The sequence below is a fragment of the Bradyrhizobium erythrophlei genome (genome assembly GCF_900129505.1).
Classification (GTDB): domain Bacteria; phylum Pseudomonadota; class Alphaproteobacteria; order Rhizobiales; family Xanthobacteraceae; genus Bradyrhizobium; species Bradyrhizobium erythrophlei_D.
This window is the reverse complement of the sequence record NZ_LT670818.1, coordinates 5,371,672-5,393,676: the sequence shown is the minus strand read 5'-3', so window position 1 is coordinate 5,393,676 and position 22,005 is coordinate 5,371,672. Positions and strand designations below refer to the sequence as shown.

General features: G+C 52.3%; 16 protein-coding genes. 8 read left to right on the top strand and 8 right to left on the bottom strand.

All coding sequences use genetic code 11. The features are described 5' to 3' along the window. The first annotated feature begins 101 nt into the window (after nucleotides 1–101). The 3 genes from B5525_RS24850 (at nucleotide 102) to B5525_RS24840 (ending at nucleotide 4,344) form a co-directional block, all read left to right on the top strand. Nucleotides 102–1,376, top strand: coding sequence for an O-antigen ligase family protein (locus B5525_RS24850; RefSeq protein WP_079568363.1), 1,275 nt, complete (start codon nucleotides 102–104; stop codon nucleotides 1,374–1,376). Between the two features lie 401 nt (nucleotides 1,377–1,777). Continuing rightward, entirely contained in the window at nucleotides 1,778–3,163 is a 1,386-nt protein-coding gene (locus B5525_RS24845) for an oligosaccharide flippase family protein (protein ID WP_079568362.1), read from the top strand. Nucleotides 3,164–3,507: 344 nt separating this feature from the next. Further along, nucleotides 3,508–4,344 (top strand): DUF6492 family protein, encoded by an 837-nt coding sequence (locus tag B5525_RS24840; RefSeq protein ID WP_244568076.1) that lies wholly within the window; start codon nucleotides 3,508–3,510, stop codon nucleotides 4,342–4,344. A 144-nt stretch (nucleotides 4,345–4,488) separates the two neighbouring features. Here the strand turns inward: B5525_RS24840 and B5525_RS24835 are convergent, their stop codons facing one another. Next, a complete protein-coding gene (locus B5525_RS24835; RefSeq protein WP_079568360.1) occupies nucleotides 4,489–5,769 on the bottom strand; it encodes a glycosyltransferase in 1,281 nt (426 codons plus the stop codon). Between the two features lie 349 nt (nucleotides 5,770–6,118). Then, entirely contained in the window at nucleotides 6,119–7,900 is a 1,782-nt protein-coding gene (locus tag B5525_RS24830) for a hypothetical protein (RefSeq protein WP_154073410.1), read from the bottom strand. A gap of 256 nt (nucleotides 7,901–8,156) precedes the next feature. On the opposite strand from B5525_RS24830, the gene B5525_RS24825 reads away from it, so the two are divergent. Next, a complete protein-coding gene (locus tag B5525_RS24825) occupies nucleotides 8,157–9,347 on the top strand; it encodes a bifunctional glycosyltransferase family 2/GtrA family protein (protein ID WP_079573747.1) in 1,191 nt (396 codons plus the stop codon). Nucleotides 9,348–9,526: 179 nt separating this feature from the next. Here B5525_RS24825 and B5525_RS24820 read toward each other — a convergent pair whose 3' ends face one another. From B5525_RS24820 to B5525_RS24805, 4 genes are all read right to left on the bottom strand, one after another. Beyond that, the gene (locus tag B5525_RS24820) at nucleotides 9,527–10,840 is read right to left on the bottom strand and encodes a glycosyltransferase family 61 protein (RefSeq protein WP_079568358.1); all 1,314 of its coding nucleotides are present in this window, start codon (nucleotides 10,838–10,840) and stop codon (nucleotides 9,527–9,529) included. Between the two features lie 112 nt (nucleotides 10,841–10,952). Further along, the gene (locus B5525_RS24815; RefSeq protein WP_079568357.1) at nucleotides 10,953–12,242 is read right to left on the bottom strand and encodes a glycosyltransferase family 4 protein; all 1,290 of its coding nucleotides are present in this window, start codon (nucleotides 12,240–12,242) and stop codon (nucleotides 10,953–10,955) included. A gap of 39 nt (nucleotides 12,243–12,281) precedes the next feature. Beyond that, on the bottom strand, nucleotides 12,282–12,803 hold the full coding sequence (locus B5525_RS24810) for a serine O-acetyltransferase (protein ID WP_079568356.1): 522 nt from the start codon (nucleotides 12,801–12,803) through the stop codon (nucleotides 12,282–12,284). Between the two features lie 147 nt (nucleotides 12,804–12,950). Then, the gene (locus B5525_RS24805; protein ID WP_079568355.1) at nucleotides 12,951–14,069 is read right to left on the bottom strand and encodes a glycosyltransferase family 4 protein; all 1,119 of its coding nucleotides are present in this window, start codon (nucleotides 14,067–14,069) and stop codon (nucleotides 12,951–12,953) included. A 383-nt stretch (nucleotides 14,070–14,452) separates the two neighbouring features. Between B5525_RS24805 and B5525_RS24800 the strand changes: the two genes are divergently transcribed. The 4 genes from B5525_RS24800 (at nucleotide 14,453) to B5525_RS24785 (ending at nucleotide 19,609) form a co-directional block, all read left to right on the top strand. Then, nucleotides 14,453–15,445 carry a glycosyltransferase gene (locus B5525_RS24800; RefSeq protein WP_079568354.1) on the top strand — a complete coding sequence of 331 codons (993 nt, stop codon included), beginning with the start codon at nucleotides 14,453–14,455 and terminating at the stop codon, nucleotides 15,443–15,445. Between the two features lie 132 nt (nucleotides 15,446–15,577). After that, entirely contained in the window at nucleotides 15,578–17,143 is a 1,566-nt protein-coding gene (locus tag B5525_RS24795; RefSeq protein ID WP_197687839.1) for an MBOAT family O-acyltransferase, read from the top strand. Continuing rightward, entirely contained in the window at nucleotides 17,109–18,245 is a 1,137-nt protein-coding gene (locus tag B5525_RS24790) for a hypothetical protein (RefSeq protein ID WP_154073409.1), read from the top strand. The genes B5525_RS24795 and B5525_RS24790 overlap by 35 nt, the downstream gene beginning before the upstream one ends. Nucleotides 18,246–18,652: 407 nt before the next feature. Next, nucleotides 18,653–19,609: a UDP-glucuronic acid decarboxylase family protein gene (locus tag B5525_RS24785; protein WP_079568351.1), complete on the top strand. Its 957-nt coding sequence runs from the start codon at nucleotides 18,653–18,655 to the stop codon at nucleotides 19,607–19,609. Between the two features lie 171 nt (nucleotides 19,610–19,780). Here B5525_RS24785 and B5525_RS24780 read toward each other — a convergent pair whose 3' ends face one another. Both B5525_RS24780 and B5525_RS24775 read right to left on the bottom strand, forming a co-directional pair. Then, on the bottom strand, nucleotides 19,781–20,773 hold the full coding sequence (locus B5525_RS24780; protein ID WP_079568350.1) for an NAD-dependent epimerase/dehydratase family protein: 993 nt from the start codon (nucleotides 20,771–20,773) through the stop codon (nucleotides 19,781–19,783). Next, nucleotides 20,770–21,825 (bottom strand): Gfo/Idh/MocA family protein, encoded by a 1,056-nt coding sequence (locus B5525_RS24775; RefSeq protein ID WP_079568349.1) that lies wholly within the window; start codon nucleotides 21,823–21,825, stop codon nucleotides 20,770–20,772. Before B5525_RS24775 ends, B5525_RS24780 begins: the two co-directional genes overlap by 4 nt. Nucleotides 21,826–22,005: the final 180 nt, after the last annotated feature.

The following is a 22,005-nucleotide window of genomic DNA, read 5'->3' as shown; positions in this document are numbered from 1 at the left end:
GTAAATCTGTGAAATGGGTTAGCTTGGCTATCGTTTTGGCCACCGTACTCCCTCTTTCGAATTGGTTGCGCCGAAATCCAAGCAAAGCGCCGATACTTTGGATGCTTCTAGGATTTCTTCCCTTCGCGCTGAGTTTTTTGCACTTGAACATGGCGTTTATTTCCTGGCTTGGCTGGCCTGGTTATGTAAAGGGAGCCGAGTTCTCTGTTGTGGACGCCCTTGCAATTGCTCTCTATCGCGGCTCGCCGGGAACACGGGGGCCCATCCCATTCCGATTTGTCATAGGACTGTATATCCTTGCTACCGTGATCTCAGCATTTACATCGGCGGAGCCGATGGGAGCGCTGTTTTATTCGTGGCAGCTATTGCGGATGTTTCTGGTCTTCGCTGCAGTCGCAAGAGGGTCTGCCGACCCACGCGTCCCCGTGGCGGTACTTAAAGGCATGGCTGCTGGTCTTCTTTTGGAATTCGTGGTTTCGTCGTGGCAGCGTTTGGCACTCGGGATGGTGCAAGCGCCAGGAACCATGTATCACCAAAATCTTCTCGGTATGATCATCCACTTCGTTGATCTCCCAGCATTTGCTTTGCTGATGAGCGGGCAGTCCGGGCGCCTCTTGGCGGCCGCCGTCCCAGCGGGTCTCGCAGTCACCGTATTGACGGGATCGCGGGGCACACTTGGCTTTTCACTCCTCGGATATGCGATCCTTTTCGTTCTTTCCAGCTTGCGCAGTTGGACGGCTCGGAAGCGCAAAATTCTCATGTTTGGAGCCGCTGGGCTAGCGGTGATTATTCCTGTCGCGATCATGTCGTTAGACAAGCGATTTGACTACCAAGCTGAGGCAATAACCTCTGACTATGACGAACGCGCCGCCTTTGAGAAAGCCGCGAGAATGATGCTGTCCGACAATCCGCTGGGCCAAGGCGCCAATCATTATGTCATCGCTGCCAACCTCGGCGGATACAACAACCGCGCGGGTGTCGCAATGTCCACCGGAAGCGAGGGCGCCAATGTCCATAATGTTTACTTTCTTGTCGCTGCTGAGACTGGATATCCCGGATTGATCGCTTTCATTCTAATGCTGTTGCGCCCCCTTGTTGTGGCCATGCTTTGTGGTTGGGATCATCGCAACGACCGCAGGGGAGATCTTTTGATTGGCCTGGGGGTGGCCCTATTAACTGTATACGTCCACAATTTCTTCGAATGGATCTTCGTACTGGAAGAAACCCAGTATATGTTCGCGCTGGACTTGGGATTGGTGGCTGGCCTCGCGGTCCAACTGGGTTATTTCACTCGATCCTCAATCAATCCGAGCTCGCTTCGCGCAAAACATCTACCGATCGAACGTCAACGCGCGCCCGTTAAGATTGCAACCTAACCGAAAGTCCACGGAAGATGGCTTGATGCCTACTTCCTATGACAGCGCCAAACGCGTTCTCGCGAAAGAAGCTGCCGCTCTCCTGGGGATCCGATTGGTCGATGGGCTTAAGCCGACTATGGTTTATTCGCGAAACAACCTTCCGAAATGACGAAGGCTGGTGAGCAGGGTTTGCTTGTTAGAAAACTGGGCAGTGGGCGCATGTTACAAAGGACCCTATGACTAATGAGAGTTTTTTTGGCTTCCCTCATTACGCTTTTTCTCTATGAAACAGTCGGAGTGATCGTTTTCGGGCTGCCAAGCCTGCATAGTTTGGCGGGTAAATAAATGTGACGTCGGGAGGCGCCAGGCCTTTTAGCAAGAGATGAACTCCAAACCGGATAGGCGTTGAATCACCAGTCATGACTATTTCGACACGAACTCTCGTTAAGGGCACCGTCTGGACGATCGGCGCCTACGGCGTAGGTACAGTCCTCCGAACCGTAACAAACATCGTCCTGGCGCGCTTGTTGGCGCCCGACATCTTCGGCACGATGTTGATCGTCTATACCCTGAGGATGGGTATCGAATTGATTTCGGATGTCGGCATCAACCAAAACATCGTCTACAACAAAAACGCGGACAATCCTGAATTCTACAATACGGCGTGGACTCTGCAGCTTTTGCGCAGCATAGCTCTTTGGCTTTTGTTCATCGCTGCAGCAGTGCCAATAGCCTCGTTTTATAATTCCCCGATATTGGCCGTGGTCGTGCCTATAACATCATTCAGTCTCGTACTTTCCGGCCTTACATCCCTAAGCAAATCTCTGCTTCAGAAGAGAATGCGGATTGCAAAATTGAATGTCTACGACCTAATCATGACGGTCATCGGCTCAGGCGCCACGATTATATTCGCTTATCTCGACCCTACGATATGGGCTCTGGTTTTCGGCGGCCTTTTTAGCTCGGCGGCCTCCATGGTCGGAAGCTACTTTCTTCTCACCAACGTCAGGCACAGGTTTTATATCTCGAAGCATTTTGCAAGAGAGATCCTGAGCTACGGGAAGTGGATTTTCGCCTCCTCTATCGTCTTCTTTCTCTCAATGTATGTTGACCGCCTTTATCTTGGAAAATTTATTCCCGTCGAGCTACTGGGCGTCTACGGAATTGCACGATCGATCTCCGATCTGACGGGGAACTTGACCATGCGATTTGGAAACATCGTGCTATTCCCGTTTGTTTCATCCCATGCGCAAACACCTCGTGCCAAGCTACACGATTTGCTAGCTCCACTTCGCGTAAAATTTCTCCTCCTAGCCGCCAGTGGTTTCGCGGTGTTTGTCGCCACAGCGGATTTTGCAATCCGGATTTTTTACGACCAGCGCTATCAATCAGCCAGCTGGATATTGCCGCTCCTTGTCATGGGGTCATGGTTCTCAGTCTTAGCCTACGTCAATGAATCGATAGTCCTTGGTTTGGGGAAACCCTCTTATGGTGCAGCTTCGAATGGAACGAAGCTCGCTTTTCTAGCCGTTGGCCTGCCTCTAATGGTCGGGCTCTTCGGCCTGCTTGGGGGTGTCATGGTGGTCGCCCTCGCCGATCTGGCCAGATATTTTCCTATCCTGATCGGACAAAGGCGGCAGAAGTTTTCGTTCGGAATGCAAGATCTGCTTTTGACGATGGCCGTCGTCCTGATCGTCGGGTCATTGGAATGGTTACGTTGGATTTCCGGCTTTGGAACTTCGTTCGATACCCTGCCTATCGACTGGAGCCACTTCGAATTTTTAAAATGGACTCGGCATTTGTGACTAAGTTGTTTGGTCGAACGCGGTGTTCGCGGGGGGCGACGTCAGAACCGATACCCGCTCTGTGGCTCGCCCACGAAATACGTTGGTGCTGTGCATGGCAGGCTGGCGCAACCATCACGAGCGAGGACAAAAGATAATGCAATGCATTCATCACGGCGCTCGGCCCCGGTAGAAGACCCGCCGATCACGAGGTCTACCCACATTGCTGTGCGACATCGCGCTAGATCGTCCGAACCAATGAGGTATATTTCAAGCCGCAACGGAGGTAATTCGTCGTCATGTCGAATGACTCTAATTAGAGAGATACGCTCTTGGCTCAAACCCAGATAAGTAGTGTTGCCATCGTGACCCCAACCTACCTGCCGGATCTTAAGCGATGTGAACTCCTTGCGGAATCTCTCGATCGTACCACGCCAGATGTACCACACTACCTCATAGTCGACCGACGAGATCTCGCAGCCTTCCGACATTTAGAGGGGCACAGGCGACACCTCATAGAGTCCGAGACTTTATTGGGTAAATGGATTTGGAGAATGCCGGGTCGAAAGAGTTTCTGGCTAAGTCTAAAGGCACCGCCAGTGCGGGGTTGGATCATCCAGCAGATTTTAAAGATCGCGGTGATTGAGGCCGTTCCCGAACAAATATTGGTCTTTTGCGACTCTGACACGGCATTCTTTCGTAAATTTAGCCGCGAGGACCTTCTTGTCGATGGGAAGGTCGGTTTGCTTGATGTAGACCTCGCCGGAGAACGCCAGTGGACCGCTACGGCCCGCCGCTTGTTAGGCCTTGCCGAAAACCACGGTATCGGCTCTCGTACCCATGTCGGCAATATGATCTGCTGGAACCGCGAAATCATAAAGGCGATGCAGCAAAGAATCGAACAAAGCACAGGACTAGACTGGAAACTTGCTCTCGCGCGGACAACACATTTCTCTGAGTATATGATTTATGGAATTTTCGTTTGTGAGGTGCTGGGATACGATCGCGTCGACCATGCGCCGTCGTCGGTGCCGCTTGTCAAGCCTTCTTGGCACATACCGCTGCTAACGGATTCGGACATCGAAGCATTTTTCGCCGATTTTGACCCAAGAACCGTGGCGGTTATGATTCACTCCAAAGACCGCATTGACCCGATGCGATACCGCAAGTACCTTGAGATGCAGTGGAATAAAATTGATTAACGTGATGTAGAAACGACGTTGGCCTTGGCAGGTGTTTTAACCTCAAGCCGGACCCGCACGCTAATTTTCGCGCCGACCTTGATGCGGCCATACTTGCCTCTTTGAGTAAGATCAAGGTGCGTCGCGCTTTTTGGTGGCCAAGATTTACGAATTAATTGGGCTCGAGACACTCTCTTCAAGAGGATAGCCCATCGCAAGGGGCTGCTGCCTCACCAAATTGACGCGCTTCAACAATGCGGCGCCACGATCAAAATCTTGTCCTGATCTTGCTGCGTGACGAATGAGGGTACGTAGCTTCTGTCTGTCTTTGTCTAAATCTTGGACATTCTGAGCTAGGGCGCCACAATCGCCCATCTTCGAGAAAACTCCGCCACCATGTTCTCGGATAAGATCAGATGGATAGGCGCTCCAATAACCTACGAGAGGGCACCCACAAGCTAAAGCTTCTCCTAAAACTCTCGCTGATTCTAGCGTCGTGTGACAGAACAAAAAGATATGCGACTCTTTCAGAGCATCTAGAACGATATTTCGATCCGATGTGTTACCTGGAAATTTGATGCTGCCAGATATGCCGAGCGCCACGGCTCTGTTACGCATCGCATCGAGCAGAGGCCCGTCGCCGAGCCACGTTGCATGGAATTTTATACCACGTTTAGTCAGCTCATGCAGCGTTTCTACCCAATCCAGCGGGCCCTTCATGTCGATTGCCCGGCCTGCATAGCACAGCCTTAGGGGTGCACCTTCCTCGAGGCTGCCAAGCTTCGCCTGCAATTGTGTTTCGGTTATATGGTCGCCAGCATAGACTGGAATATGATGGTTCAGCTTGTATGGATTATTGCAGAACGGTGCGTAGGCATCGTAAACATCTTGACCTTGAAATACTGCCAGGCTGGAATGTACAAGACAATATTTGTAAGAGCGGTTGAATAATGGAAGCAACACATTCTTCTTGATGAACCGCCTCCATGCCGCGCCAGTATTTGAACGCATCCGCATAATGTTGCCGTGAACGCCGTCAGCTTCGATAACGTAGGGGCGCTTAAGCTTCACTGCTTCACGTAACGCTACGGTAGGCCAATCGCCGATCAGCGAGTAGGGAGAAAATAACAAGTACTTAGCATCTCTAATTTCTGAGCGAAGCATCTGTCGCACAACGGAAAGCTGTCGTACGAATTCGATGGGCTTATTGTAGGTGGTTGGCAATGGAATGAGTTTAAGGCGATCTCGACCCCACGGCAAATCGCGCACCGGAAGGCAGTGCTCTAACCCAGACCCTTTGATCTGCGAAGTTTTGACCGGACAGGCGACGGCGAAACTGTCGAAATGATCCAAATAAACTCTGAGGCTCTCCAAGAAATCGATGTCGATCTCCAGACCATTCCCGATGTCTCTCAATACGGGAGGCACTACCTGGAATACTTGCATCCGACGCTCTCAGCTTGCGTTTAGAACAATATGGCTAATTATAAAGTTGATATTGTCCCTTCTTGAAGGCACTGACAAGTGGCGCATTTGCAAAGTATGCCAAGCGGGACAATCTTCCAAACTTTGAGAACAAACCGCCAGATTGCCCCCTTTCGGTGTTCCCGACCTGAGGCGCTCGACTCATCCAGCGATGGACAAAGTGCTTTGAGACCGAACTCTCGATCGCCGGCAGCTAGAGTTTTCCGGCTCTCTCACGATGCCGGGCTGGCTGCGTCATCATGGTTCGGAAATGTTATTGGCGGCTTGCCGATTGGCGATGTGCGCGTTCTTAGCGGCCTCAGGAAGATTATTATTGTGAATAGATAACCATGCCATCAACCCGCATTTGGCTCCATTTGCTTTGATCGTAATCGACAAAACGCTTCAATAGGGCTTCTGCCTTACCGTTAGCTGCCATCTGATCTGGTACGACCATTATTATCTTTTCGGCGTGGCCGGCCCACTTAAAATCATGAATTGTTTCAATGGGAATGAAATCGAGATCAGCTTCGATGATGCGGAAGCTTGGGAGATCAAGGGCGACCTGGGGTGAAATCACGACAACTGGACGCCGCCAATTGTTCTCCGTTGCTTGTGACCGTAAGTATTCCAGAACGCTCGACGGCACCATCTGCAACAAGTTGAAGCTAAGTTGCTCATAATAGCGGCCTTTTGTGAGTTCACGAGCATCGACAACATATGAAGCTAAGCTATAAATCACAGAGCCACAAAAAATCATCAACGTAAGACCCTTAGCTAAAAATTCACGCCGTAGATCAAGAGCGACTAAGATCATAAGAAAGAATAGGATTCCCGCGTAGCGGAGGTGACGTTCCTCGAGTGAAATAGATGATCCCCCGCTATACATTAGGATAAATGCGATCGTATAAAACGCTATGATCGCAAAAAAACAGATCGTCATCGGTCGATAACGGGTGCTCCGCAGTTGACCCCACACCCAGAGCGTTAGTACCAGGCCAAACAATCCAGAGGCGAGAAGCCCTGCATCCCGAAGGTTACGTTGGTCAAACGAAAACGGATTGTGCCAGACATAGAATGCGGCGAACACGCCCGAAAAAAGCGTAGCAACGGCAAGCAGTCCAATGATGGCCGCCACCTTGTAGCGCGCTTCGGGTATTCGATTCCATTTCCAGAATACCACCAGCACACCAATCAGCCCCACCAAAATTGCGAGAGCTAAGAGCATCGGAGTCGATCGATGGTGCAAAATCCAATTTAGGAGATCGACACCGGAAACGCCCGAAAGGGCCGCACCGGCCAGAGGAAACCAGACTGCGGGCAAAGTGACAGCAAAACGTGAGCCATCTGCTGGAACGCCGCCATGCGAATGCCAAAAGAATATAAAGGAAATCACGCCAACGCCGCTGGCTGTCCATAAAGCGAGCATCGCCGAAGTCACACGGCGCTTCCGTAGCAATTCCAATAGACTTATGGCCAAGACATTGGCAGCGAAAACGACTAAACCGGTTAACTTTGCGAAGAATAAAATCGCGAGCGACATTAGAGCGAAAGTAAAACACGCCACAGGCGGTTTTTCGATTGCGGACCAGAGCCAACAAAAACTCCACGGCGCCGCCGCAAATAGGAGGACTTCGCCGCCTGTATACATTTGAAAGGGCAGCGTGCCGTACCGAAACAAAACGAGTCCGCACAAAAAGATGAAAATAACAGAAGGACGCGCCGCAAACGTTTGCGCGACCTTAGCCCATCCAATGACGCCGACAACCGATGAAATCAACACGGTCAGTGAGATCGCGGACTTATAATCTATACCAAGCCAAACAAAAGCGCCTGGAACGAGATATTGTCCTGGACTAAACCAAGTTAGAAACGTTGATAAATCATTCGCAATATTTGCTGGGTCAGGTGATATAAAATAATTGACCCCCCCACCTTGCAGCATGCTGCGAAGTGTGACGAAACCGATGCCGCTATCTTGGCCGACTGTCGGTCGAATTTGCAATGATACCAAAAACAAGATGATTGGAACTAAGAGCGGTACGTACAAAAAGAACTTCATCGATCTGGCATCAACGCATTCTTTCTCTAGCAACGATTGATTACTGCCCAAAGCTTTGCTCCGCATGATAAATGTCAAGGGAATGACAGCCCGCAGGTGCTAAACAAGTTCAGCACTAACCACTGGTTTCTCGGAAATCAAATTTAGCACCCCATTGGGTAGCAGGCAAAGCGCTTCGCGCAACAGTTAATTGCTTTAAATAATTCCGAATTGCCCGCTTGCAATTTGTACTGTTCGTCGTGTAGTTTGGCATTTATCCGGTTATTATAGAAATTAATTGATCTTGCTTTTGGAGTCGGAATTTTTGATGTCTGACCGTTCAGCCCACGAGTTCTCTCTCCCTGGAGAGCTGCCGAGAGATTTATCGCTTCTTAGTAAAGTAACGAGGGTAAAACTCAGTATCGTTATCCCGTGTTACAATGAAGAAAAAACTCTTGAAAAATGTGTAAACCGTGTCCTTGCAATTCAAGACGAGACATTGGAGTTAGAGCTTGTCATTGTTGATGATTGCTCAAAGGACAAGAGCCCGGAAATCGCGCGTCGAATATCGGAGCGCACACCTGGCTTAGTCTTGTTGCAGCACGAGGTGAACAGGGGCAAAGGAGCGGCCCTCCGGACCGGCATCGCGCATGCAACTGGTGATTTTGTCGCCATTCAGGACGCGGATCTCGAATATGATCCGATGGACCTAAGGAAGTTATTGATTCCACTTCGTGACGGTGTGGCGGACGTTGTTCTGGGGTCTCGCTTCTTATCATCGGACGTGCGTCGGGTGCTTTACTTCTGGCATTCGCTTGGCAATCGATTCCTTACCACGCTCTCCAATATGCTCACCGATCTGAACCTTTCCGACATGGAGACTTGTTACAAGGTTTTCCGGCGCGAGATAATTCAAAGTATCGCGATTGAGGAAAATCGTTTCGGTTTTGAGCCAGAGGTGGTTGCAAAAATTGCGCAAAAGCGACTGCGTATTTACGAAATGGGAATATCCTATCGTGGCCGTACGTATGCTGAGGGAAAAAAAATCTCTATGAAGGACGGTTGGCGGGCTTTGTATTGCATTCTCAAATACAACCTGCACGCGGTCCCGATACCGATACAGTTCGTCTTCTACACGTTCATCGGCGGCCTCTCCGCGATCGTGAATTTGGTGAGCTTTTTGGGGCTTCTTGGGCTCGGAGCGGGACTTGTGCCGTCGGCCCTGTTGGCGTTCTTCATAGCCGCAGGCGTCAACTACTATCTTTCGGTCACGTTCATTTTTCAACATAAGGCAAAATGGAGCACGATCACCGAACCTCTTATCTACATCGGAGTCGTTATTGTGATCGGCCTAGTCGATGTGTTTATCACCCGCTCGTTTGTCGCCATCGGAATGAGTCCTGCGCTAGCAAAAATTTTCGCTACGGGTATTGGTTTAGTTCTGAACTTCGCTGGGCGACGTTTCGTGGTATTCCCGGAGAGGTCCAATCCGGATTGGCAGTCGCAGTCTCGCGACTGAAGTGTGTTTTGTTTCAACATCAGGTCTGGGTTAATGCCTCCAAAATCCGGCTGATGTTGGAGCTCAATTTCCGAGGTTGGCTTGGAAATACTTGATCGTCGGCTTGAGGCCCTCGCGGAACGAGATCTTCGGTGTCCAACCCCGCTGAGACGAAAAATGGCCAATCGATAGAAGTTGCTTCATCGAGATCGGACCTTAAGAGACTGCGTGCGATCATCCTTGATCGGACGAACGTTTGCTAGTTCAAGTGTCTCTCTCAAACGATCCAAATCAACTTCGATGTCAGCGCTAGCATTCCAACTTTGGGGGTAATCTACGTCGGTGGACGAAGACGGTCCTTTTCCCAACAGGTAATAGTAATCCAACCCAAGCAATGCACTAATCTTCCAAAAGTAACCGGCGACAAGTTCGGGAGAATAAATTTCGATCACTTTCGTTGCCGGTCTACAGAATATAAGATTGCTAAGTCCACCGCCGTGGGGAGCGACAATAGCTTCGCACGACGCAATTGTCGCAGCTTGCTGTCGGACGGACATTGTCTCAAATTTTGCTTCTTCGAAACCAAATTGATCTAGTAACCGAACAACGTCTCCCTGATTAAGAACGCGTCTGTAACCGGCACTTCCGCGGCTGATGTAAAGCCGCCGGGTTGCTGGCTCCATCTCGTTGTCGACGCCTCGAAGAAAAGTGTTCCTGAGAAACTCGCGCATCCAGGGCGCGTAGCAGCCTCCCGATAGCGGCACCGAAGGCACTACCAAAGTGCTTGCCCGCAGGTAAGGCACCATCGACGATTCGATGATCTTGCGCTGATCAATCCCGAGCGCTGCCAGCGACTCCCGTTGAAACGGAGCCTTCCTGCTGTTGACGAGAAAATAGTCGATCGAATTCAGATCAACGCCGGAGCGCTTCATCAACTCGAACCGAGGAAGAAGTTGAAACAACCAGTGATAATAGAGCATTGCGCCGGTCGTGGACAGGACCGCGACGGTACCCTTGACATCGGTAAGCGGGCGCCATGTCCATTCACGACGAACATATTCCAACTTCGCCTCCAAGGGCTCGCCGAAATTGATCGATACGTCGTCAAGCAACACGTTGTCAGGCGTGATGACGAGGCCCTCATTGAGAACCCGCCCCCCAGGAATCCGGGCGACAAAAGTCGCCGGGCAGGGATAAGCCTCGTCCATCAAGAACTGCCGACGGACCTGTTGATGAACTGTCCTCGGCAGCAGATGGTCGGCGGTGTAACAGGCATCCACTGGCCGGAATTCTGCACTCAACGTCTTCCCAATGCCCGAAACCCACTCGGCGGTTGAAGCACAGACACCCGTCGGTGGATATAAAATATCCCGATCGATCCTTATTTGGGGCACAATTCGAACTGCTACGCGCCCAACAATCAGCCTCAGGCGATCCGGCATACGCAGAAGGGCTTTCCGAGGCTTCCTCAACAACCCCTTTAGCCAATTCTTCAATCGATAGGCGACAGCCACCAGCCACTCCTTAATGGGAAAAGCAGATGCGATAGCGTCAGTGCCGCGCGATGTCTACGCGATCTTCCCCGAGGGTCCCCAAGCTGGCTCCGCCAAGGCGAGCGACACTCGCTCATGGCCGAATCCCTATGCTTCGCCCGGCGATCGCGCTGCTCACAATTTCTGCAAGCCAGCGCGACTCCGTCTGAATATTAAAATCGCGCTCAACGTCGTGTCGCGCGGCGATCGCAAACCGATTTCGCAATCCAGCGTCTCGGAGCAACCTATCGACGGCGCTCGCCATCTCATTCACGTCCCCTGGCGCCACCAGTAACCCGCTTTGACCATCCCGTACCAACTCCGGAATGCCAGCAATGCGCGGGGCGACGACCGGTATACCAGCCGCCATGGCCTCCATCAGCACCACCGGCACCCCCTCGGCAAAGCTGCTCATAACAAACACGTCGGCCTGCTTAAATAAACCGCGGATATGCTGTTGCGATTGATAGCCGAGAAACCTAACGCGAGAGGAAATGTTCAAGAGCCGAGCTTGCTCCTCTAGAAGTTGCCGATCCGGTCCGTCGCCCACAATATCGAGAGTCACGTCTTCCAATCTGGCAAGCACCTCCAGAATGATCGGCAGACCTTTAATGGCTGCCAGCCGTCCCACGAAGAGCAACCGCCCTCCCCGCCCCTGATGTCTCTTGACCTCGAAAGCCTCCGGATCGACGCCGCAATGGACGATCCGCAATTTTTTCCAGCAATCCAGCGGAGCGAATAGCATGACCTGACTGCGACAAAAGTGGCTAATGCAATTCACAAACAGGGCCCTGCGAACTTTCTCGTCGATACGCCAATATTTCGGCTCAAAAAACTCAGTCGGCCCGTGGATAGTAAAACTGTACGTGATCTCGCCCATTGCCGCAGCGATCACGGCGACGGAGCAACTCGAATCCGCAAAATGGTTATGCAAATGAGAGAGGTCGTGTTTCCTTATCAGCCGCACCAGCATCGCCGCCTCGGCAAAATACGCGACCTGTCGCGCCATTGCTCTGATGCCTGGAGGACAGATATTCCAAGCCAACGCCAAAGCGGCGAAATACCGTCCTGGGGAGGAAAACACCTGAGCAAGGTGCGCGATTATCAACCCTTGTGGAGGCAGCAGGTAGATCGTCGATTTTCTCCCTGCCAATATCTCCGCTTCCACATTTTCGCTCGCGGGCGGCGTCCGGACGGAGAAAGTCTGGACGTGGTGACCAAGCGCGCGCAAAGCTGCCACCTCGCGCTGGATGAACGTGTCTGTCGCCCGCGGATATTCTCCTGTCATATATGCCACGCGCAGGCGCACCCCGCCATCTGCCGCCTCAATCGGGCCTTTTGCGCTGGCAAGCTGGGCAGATTTGATCGTCAAATGATCGGGCATGGCAAAAGCTCTTCAGCCGAGTGCAGCGCGCACGGCGGCTTATCCGGCCGCTCCTCTTGGTTGCAAAATTCGGGCCGGAACCCCCACCGCCGTCGCACCTGGCGGTACATCAGAAAGCACCACCGTCATTGCACCAATCTTCGCACCGTTTCCGATCCGGACCCCACCCAATACTTGGGCGTATGCCCCGAAGTCCACATTGTCCTCGATCACCGGCGCCGGACCGTCTGGCACTCGATTTCCGATTGTAACACCGTGGCGAAGTGTACAATTGCGACCAATGACTACCTGCGAATGAATGACAATATTCCCGAAATGAAAGATCCTCAATCCCGGTCCAATTCGCGCTTCCAAAGGAAGCGTTATTCCGGTGAGCGTTTCGACAATGCGAGACAACAGCCAATAGAACTTCAATTGGGTTGTCCGCAGGATTCCTCGCTTCCGGTTTAGCACACGTCGTCCATAGCGGTATATGCAAATAGCCCAGATCGATTGCTCCTTCAGAAACGGTCTCGGCGGATAGCGAGACAGATCCGCATCAAAATCTTCATCAGCTGTCATACTTGAACCTTGCGCCTTCGAGAGTGGCACGCAGACGACGGGTCGCGATCAAAACTGCACCAAGCGTCTTTTCGAATTGTTCAAGATGGTGTTATTCGAACGTTGTGGCGACGACGGTATTCCGAGAAATTCCTCGCACCGACCTTATCAGATTCTGCCGGTTTTTTTGGATTCATTAGACTTTGAATTAGCAATAACGTCACCCAAAAACTCCCGGTACATTTTTCCAATCGTCGGCCAAGAAAATGCCTGAGCCCTTTTCACGCGGGCTTCCCGCTGGGCTTCAGTCGCACGACATGCGAGCTCGATATGTTCCGCGAGCATCTTTGGATCATCCGTATCGAGAAGGAACTCGGTCTCGCCAACAAGCCATCTCGACCTCGGCGAGTCATGTGCAACGACGGGGATACCGCAAGCCATTGCTTCAACAAAAACATTGCCGAAGGACTCTTCCTTTGAAAGGTGTAGGAACACGTCGGCCGATCGGTACAAAGCCGGCATTCGCCCCGGACTGACCTGCACTCGCGTGTATCTGCCAGGAAGCACACGGTCGGCCAACGCATCGATAGCGCCTCTCAGAGGACCATCACCCGCAATCACCAGGTGCGCCTCTGGAATTCGACCGACGGCCTCAATCCCACATTCGACACGCTTGCTGGCGATAAGGGCGCTAACCATCAAGATAATCGGACGATCTGTCGGAAGACCGAATTCCGACCTTTGGGGCTCGCCCGGCCGAAAACGCTCGCAATCGACCCCATTAGGAATCATTCGGCAGAACCAATGGTCCTTGTTCCGCTCATAAAAATCTGGATTTGTGCAGACAACGCCTTCGCAGCCGAAAAACCGGTATTCATAATTGTTGGCATGAACTGGCCAGTCACCATTTTGGGTCACAAAAACGTGGGGAGGCCGACCGTGTAACGAGGGTCGGCGTAACACCCAATTGACGAATGGATAGCTGCACGTCACCGTAACATCGTATTCTGACGGCCGATAGCGACGCAGCAGCGCTGGAGCAAAGGTCAGCTCTTCGTAGATACATTCATTTCGCAAAAGGGGCATTGCCGGAAAGGATTCAAAAGTTTCCCGCGCCACGCTATCCGCGCGCAAAAACCGGTAAGGGACTAGTGATTGCGAGTCTCCCGAGCCGATAAGTGTCACGGAATCGCCGGCAAGGACGAGTTCCTTCGCGACAGAAATGAATGCCGTCTCGGCCCCGCGGTTATATCGATGCAGGCCAGGCAGAGCGAACAACACTTTCATACAAGCATTTCCGCGCCATCGCGAGCCGGGGTGAAAATTGGCCAAATGCCAGCTGAGTGCTAGTCATGTCGATCAGCTGAGAATTTGCCACTCGAAACAAGCGAGCGGGCGGCAAATTAAAACAAAACCTAATAATTAGCTAGACTTTGTCAGAGCCCTTTAGCCGCGTCAAACCTCTTATGGTTACCCCGAAGAACTCATATGGTTACCTGCGAAGGCAGATTGCCAAGCTATCGCCCATGATATATTGGCTTGTGGGTATCAGAGGCAAGAAATCATGATCTCTGTGGCAATCTAAGCTTGGCTTAGCCTTCTTGCAGCGATCTCTAGAATGTTAATTGAATGCGATCCAGTAAGGTTTGGCATCCCTAGACAGGCGACCCATGGCCCAAGTCGCCTCACTTGACGTCGGCGTTGTCGCCATTGGCCGGAACGAAGGGTCGCGTCTCGTCGACTGCTTGACATCGGTACGATCCGCGACAGCCAACATCGTATATGTCGATTCAGGGTCCACCGATAGTAGCGTCGCTACGGCAGAAAAAATCGGGGCGCGCGTCGTGAAGCTTGATCTGACGCGGCCTTTCACGGCAGCACGCGCAAGAAATGAAGGCTTTGCGACCCTCATCACCCTCAGGCCGAATATTCGGTTTGTTCAATTTATCGATGGCGATTGTTCATTAGCTCACCTCTGGATTGAAAAAGCGCTCGCTTTCATGGAGCAGCGAACAGACGTCGCGATCGTATGCGGGCGTCGGCGAGAGCGGGATCCGACAGCATCAATCTACAACCGGCTTATTGACGATGAGTGGAATACGCCCATCGGTGATGCCGCTGCATGCGGTGGTGATGCACTTGTTCGAACAGCGGCGTTCGAAACCGTCGGCGGATTTCGTCCCGGATTGATGGCTGGTGAGGAACCGGAACTGTGCCTTCGGCTACGAGAGCACGGATGGAAGATTTGGCGCCTGAATGAGGAAATGACACAACACGACGCTGCCATGCACACTTTTAGTCAGTGGTGGATGCGCTCCGTCAGAAGCGGTTACGGTTTTGCCGAGGTGTCTCGACTCCATCGCGCATCACCGCACGTCACTTGGGGACGAGAGATCGCTAGAGCACTTGTTTGGGCAGGGTTTCTGCCGCTGTTCATCGTGGTGGGTGCTTTGATCCATCCGATCGCACTCTTGCTCGTGCTAGCCTATCCTCTTCACGTAGTCAGGCTCGCTATTCGCCGCGGTCCCACCTCCTCCAAGAACTGGTGGTACGCCATTCTGTCCATTGCTGCGAAATTCGCTGAGCTACAGGGGATAGTGAAATTCTACTGGCGCAACTGGCGCCAACAAGAGTTTAAACTAATCGAATATAAGAAATTGTGAACCGTCCGGACCGCAGGATATTTTGGTACCCAGATGCTATTTAACTCTCCGGAATTCATAGTTTTTTTCCTGCTGGTTTATGCCCTTTATCTGGCACTCCCGTTTAGACTCCAAAACTACATGCTCTTGGTCGTGAGTTACATCTTCTACGGATGGTGGGATACTCGCTTTCTCTTTTTGGTTGCTCTTTCGACGACGATTGATTTCTGGGTCGGATTGATGATTCAAAACGGCCGTTTGCGGTCAGGCGAGTGGATCCTACCGTCGCTGTTTTTGACTATATCCGCGGTTGTGTTTTTAGGTCTGAACCCTTCACCGATGCTGGATCTCTTGCACGGTCGGCACTTCGATCTGAGCGAATTTATAAGAGTTCCTTTGATCGGATGGTCGTTCGCGGGAATTCTGGCATTCATCGCCGTGATATCCCTCCTGTTCTGGCTCTTTACGCGAATGGCTGAGCCGGCGCGCCGAACTTACTGCCTCATGGTCAGCCTCGTTACTCAACTCGGGTTGCTCGGCGTATTCAAATATTTCAATTTTTTCGCTGAAAGTCTCGGCGCTGCATTGGACACCATCGGCATACAAAGCAGTTCGCTGCATCTGAATATCGTGCTTCCGGTCGGCGTTTCCTTCTACACCTTCCAATCGCTTAGCTATACCATCGACATCTATCGTCGGCAGTTTAAACCCACCGATCGCTTTTTCGATTTTGCGCTTTTCGTTGCCTATTTTCCTCAGTTGCAGGCGGGGCCAATCGAGCGGGCTCGTCAAATCATACCTCAACTCTCCAATCCGCGGCACATCACGCTGGATCAAACCTCCCGCGGATTGTACCTGGTTGTACTTGGCTTCTTCAAAAAAGTAGCAATCGCCGACGGCGTCTCGCCGATCGTCGATCAGATCTTTGCGACCAGTGGCCATGTATCCTGGATCGATGTGGTCATCGGGACCGTGCTGTTCGCCATGCAGATTTATTGCGACTTTTCCGGATATACCGACGTTGCGCGCGGCATATCAAAGCTGCTCGGAATCAATCTAGTCGTGAATTTTAATCAACCGTATTTCGCGACAAATCCGCAAGATTTCTGGCGACGTTGGCATATAAGCCTATCAAGTTGGCTGCGCGACTATCTTTACGTGCCGCTCGGTGGCAATCGCGGCAGCGTGGCCTTCGTTTGTCGAAATCTGATGATAACAATGATCCTCGGCGGGCTCTGGCACGGGGCGGCGTGGAATTTCGTCCTATGGGGCTTCTACCAGGGATTAACCTTATGCATTTACCGGATTTGGATCGACAAAAACAATCTGGGCGCGCAAGCGCGACAGGCACCCGTGTCCCGCGCCGAGGGGAAACATCCGCTCCGTCATCTGGGGGCAATGGCAGCATTCTTCGTAATCACCTGTTACGGATGGCTTTTGTTCCGAGCTCATTCGCTGGCCCAGATCGTAAAGTTTTCCTCATTGTTAGCCACCGACTTCGGCAACCTCAACTATGGCGCAGGAACACCGCGGCTCTCTGCGCTGCTAGGCATGAGTCTGTTGTTGGCGATGGAAGTTACGCAATACTGGAGAGCAGACACACATTTTTATCTACGGTTTCCGGTACCAATCCGGGGTCTACTGATTGCCGCCATGATCGTCGTTACTTTGATAGGCATGAGCAATGAGCCAGCTCAGTTCATCTATTTCCAATTCTAGAACCTCAAGTGTCCGGAGCGTTTTTCGCGCGCTAAAAGCGCCGTTGTGGGTCTGCATCAGCCTCGTCGTCATTGATGTCCTGATTAACCTCGTATTCGCCTATCCAAGCGATCCGAAGGTAACCAATCCGTCTCGCTTGCGGTTGTATTTCGAATACGGAAGATCGACGGAGGGCCAGCTAGCGCGAATGACCAGGGCGGATAGAACCGAGACCGCCCCAATTACATTGTCGGGTTGGTATGATCCGCTGGAAGTCCAAGACTATCCAGCAAAAGCCCAGAATCCGATTGTTACCATATACGGAATGTCTCACGCGGTCCGACTCGGTCAGGCGTTGAGCCGGACGTCCGACCGGTTCACACCTCGCACGGTTGGCGCACCAGGTGCCAGCACGAACTGGTCCTTTGGGGCGTTTCTTCGAGATCGCGGCGGCGGCAAGAGCCGTGCTGTTGTGCTCGCCTTTATGTCGCAGAATTTCCCGATGATCACGACGCTTTCGGCGATGACATGGACCTTTGACTTGCCAATGCCTTACACGTCTGATCGATTTTATCTGGATGGCGATCACCTCGGAGTAATTCGCCCTCCCTATACATCATTCGAGCAATACGTTGGAGCGTTCAGCGATCCAGCCAAGTGGTCAGCTGCACGCGATTATTTCGCCAAGTATGATGCAATGTACAACGATTTCATCCTGCGCGCGAGCATTCTCGATCATTCGTCATTGTTTCGGCTCATCCGTCGCGCATACGCCCAACGTGTTCTAAGAAACGCACGAAATGCAATACTCACCGCAGATGGCTTTCGGTCCGACAGTGAACAGGTCAAGGTCGCACGAGCGATGATCCATGAATTCGCACAGCGGGCGAGAGGAGATGGCATGATACCGGTCATCTTTATCGCGAACAATCTCGGCTATTCTGACTATCTGTTCAAGGCTCTCAGTCCGGCGTTACAACAAGATAACGTCCCTTATCTGAGTTCGCATACCATCGTATCCCCAGACGATCCGCGTGGTTATCTTCCTGACAGTCACTTCACAGAGGAGGTGGACGACAAATTGGCCCGCGCGCTTGTCAAGGTCATTGAGAGCTCAAATTGACATTAACCGCTGGCGACCTGGTGGCCGCCAATCGAGTGGAGACGCGGACGTCCGGGGTGCTTAAGTTCTGCTTGCAGCCGAAACAGGGGCATGCTGGATTCGTCTTGATCGCAGGAACTCCTGGTAGGCCCGGGTGACCTTGTTAATAGTATTTATTCACTGTCTCTGTGAATGGATTTTGTATTATTTGAAACTCAATATATGCTCGCGATAGATTTGGGATTGCTGACTGGACAGGCCTCCGGGTCGAGCACCGCGTCTAAGCAATTTCAGTTCTAGTGGATTGTGCCGATCGGAATTCCAGGAACGCAACGAACAAACATCAGCGTGCGAGTGTTGGACGGCGGATTGCCGAATTCTATACACATTAACAGCAAATCGTGCGCCCCTACTAGGAGACGAATTTGATGCCGCGCCTTTATGACAGCCGCAAACGGATACTAGTAACAGGGGGCGCTGGCTTCCTCGGATCCCATCTAATTGACCGCCTGCTGCAACAAGGACACGAGGTGCTGTGCGTGGATAACCTGTTCACGGGCACAAAGCGGAACATGGAGCATCTTCATTCCAATCCGCGCTTCGAGTTTATGCGCCATGACGTCACGTTCCCACTCTACGTCGAGGCGGACGAGATTTACAATCTAGCCTGCCCAGCATCCCCGGTTCACTACCAGCACGATCCGGTGCAGACGACGAAGACATCGGTGCACGGCGCCATCAATATGCTGGGTCTAGCGAAGCGCCTCGGATGCCGTATTTTGCAAGCCTCTACCAGCGAAGTCTATGGCGATCCTGCTATCCACCCTCAGACGGAGTCCTATTGGGGCAATGTCAATCCAATCGGGCCTCGCTCATGCTACGACGAAGGCAAGCGCTGCGCCGAAACTTTATTCTTCGATTATCATCGGCAACACGGTCTCGAAATCAAGGTTGCACGGATTTTCAACACCTATGGCCCGCGAATGCATCCAGCGGACGGCAGAGTCGTTTCAAATTTCATCATTCAAGCGCTAACGGGCAAACCGATTACACTTTACGGCGATGGAAATCAGACTCGGTCGTTTTGTTACGTTGATGATCTGGTCGACGGCCTAATCAAGCTGATGGCTAGCCCGACAGGGTTCACTGGTCCCGTGAATTTGGGTAACCCGGTCGAATTCACAATGAAGGAACTGGCCGAATTGATTGTTTCCGAAACCGGGTCAACGTCTACACTTATCAACGAGCCACTGCCGCAAGATGACCCCAAGCAACGCAAGCCAGACATTTCAGTCGCCCAGACTCAGCTGGGGTGGACGCCATCGATTCCGCTCCGCGATGGCCTCAAGCATACGATTGAGTATTTCCGGGGAGACCTCGGGTAAAGCACAAGATATCATGGCAAATATGCGGCCTCTACTGAGACAGTGGCGCGGCTTCCCAATTGAGGTTTGTTCGCTTTCAAAACGACTGGCGCGTGGTCAGGATCTACCCCTATAAGACAGTATCAGGAATACGCTAACTAGGCCGCCCGTCATTTAACATTAGGCAGGATACTATCCTTCGCCATGCGGACGTTCTGCATTGAAGGATGCTGTAAGACAATCGTCGAAGCTAAAGCGCGGCTTCCAATTCAAAATACTTTTCAACTTCCGATTGCTGAATCTGATCGGCTTGAATTGAGATTCGAAGCGGCGCGGCGTCAGCAACGACGGCAGCTTTCCCTTGGCGCCAAACAAAGTTCGACTGGTTAGGGCCGCCAATTGGGCGACCCCGAGCCCTACTCGGTAGGGCAGCGGCAGTAAGAGACCCCGCTGGCCCGATCGGCGCGCATACTCCTTGACGTAGCGCCACACCCGAATGTCATCACTATCGATAACGTTGAATATCTCACGCGACGCGGCCGGATTTTCGATGGCCGTTACCAGGCAGTCGGCGCAATTGTCGACGTGACTCAACGGGAGCCGGGTAAGCGGACCGAAAAGTAGGTAAATTCGACCAAATTGCCTTCCCATTCCAGCAATTTGCGCATGGCCCTGGCCCCAAATAAATCCGGGACGAGCAATCGTGAGATCCCACGAGTGCTTTTTCGCAAAACGGGAAACCACACGCTCCTGCCATATCTTGGCAATCGTGTATCCGCCCATCGCGTAGGGATTATTTTCAAGCGGTGTTGACTCATCCATACACGATCGTGCCTTCGACCAGTCGTAAACAACCAGGCTGCTGACATGAACCAGTCGTTTGACGGTCGATTTCGCCATCGCGCCCAAAAAACGCTCCGTGGCAACGACGGTCGACGCAAACTGAATGTCTTCATTGCCGCTCGTCGCCGCTGCCAGATGCAGCACCGCATCAACGCCATCAAATGCGGACACAAGATCTTCCTGAACACGAAGGTCAGCGCGAAATACTTCGACTGTGTCCGGCCAAGGAGGCCTTGGTGACGAGGGTCGCACAATGGCGCGCACCTGATGGCCCCGTTCCAACAAGCGATCCACGACGGAACGGCCCAAAAAGCCGCCCCCTCCAGACACAAGAACTTTCATGAGTTCTCCGTAGCGGCAAGTTGCTCAACGAGACGCGCGACCGCATCGATTTCGTCGAGTGGGATGGGTTGCGGTTCGCGCAGTTCTATAGCGCGATACGTCCTCGAGATCATTTCCTTCAGACCGTCGTAGCTGCTCGTACCGCCCAGCTTTCGCAAAAATCCCACGACACTTCCAGCCAGCACCTGGCGTGACTCGGCAATGCCGTCAACAAGGGTCATTACCGCGGGCTCGCCCGACCGGGAACGCTTTATTATTAAACGTGGCGGCTCGAATAAATTCGCCTCTACTCGCATTCGGGTTCCAACCACTCTGATCAGAAATCCGTCCGGCTGTGCGTTCCCGCTGAAACTCACATACGCAGTCGTGCGCTCACCCTTTATCAGGCCGCGAAACTCGTCAGCCGGCAGCGGCGAGTCGCTCTTATGTTTGAACCACCCGGTATGCACGTCAATTACTTTGCCGGTGAACATGTACACGAGATACGCGATATGAGGTAGGAAATCGCCAATGACGCCACCGGACAAAGTTAGTCCGAAGTGGGGTGCGTTCTGATCAACATAAGGGCTGCCGGCACCCGTGATATTGAGTGACAGACAAATTTGCATTTCAATAACTTCGCCGAGCTCCCCCGACCTGACGAGTTCCTCGATGCGCTGAATCGATGAATGAAATCGAAACTGCTGATTTTCCATAAGCATGCTGCCCTTGTCACGGGCGAGCTGCTTGAGAGCGCCAAAGTCCGAATACCGAATTGTGATTGGCTTCTCGCAGAAGACGTTACGGCCGGCGGCAAGGCAATCCTGTGCGATCGGAAAGTGAGAGGCAGGCGGGGTGGTAATGTGGACAAGGTCAGGCTGAAGATCGGCAAGAAGTTCACGATGGCTCGTGTACCATTTTGCAATTCCAAAACGCTCCGCAGAAGCTTCAGCCCGAGCATCTGAAATGTCGCAAACGGCAACGATTTCGACGTTATTTAGCTCGGGCAACACCAATAGATGCTCGCGTGCAATAGCACCGCAGCCTATTAGAACACCTGTTAGCTTACCCATCCACTGCCTTGCCGATTGTTTGTCGAGATGACGATTAAGAAAACTGTCATCACTATGTTAGGAATATCGTGACACCCGCGGAACATCTGCCCATCGCCTGGACCGTAAGACTTGATCCACGTCGAGGCCCCAAGTGCGTGGCGAATGGCTGAGTAGAAGGGCGCGCGCTTAACAGCAATG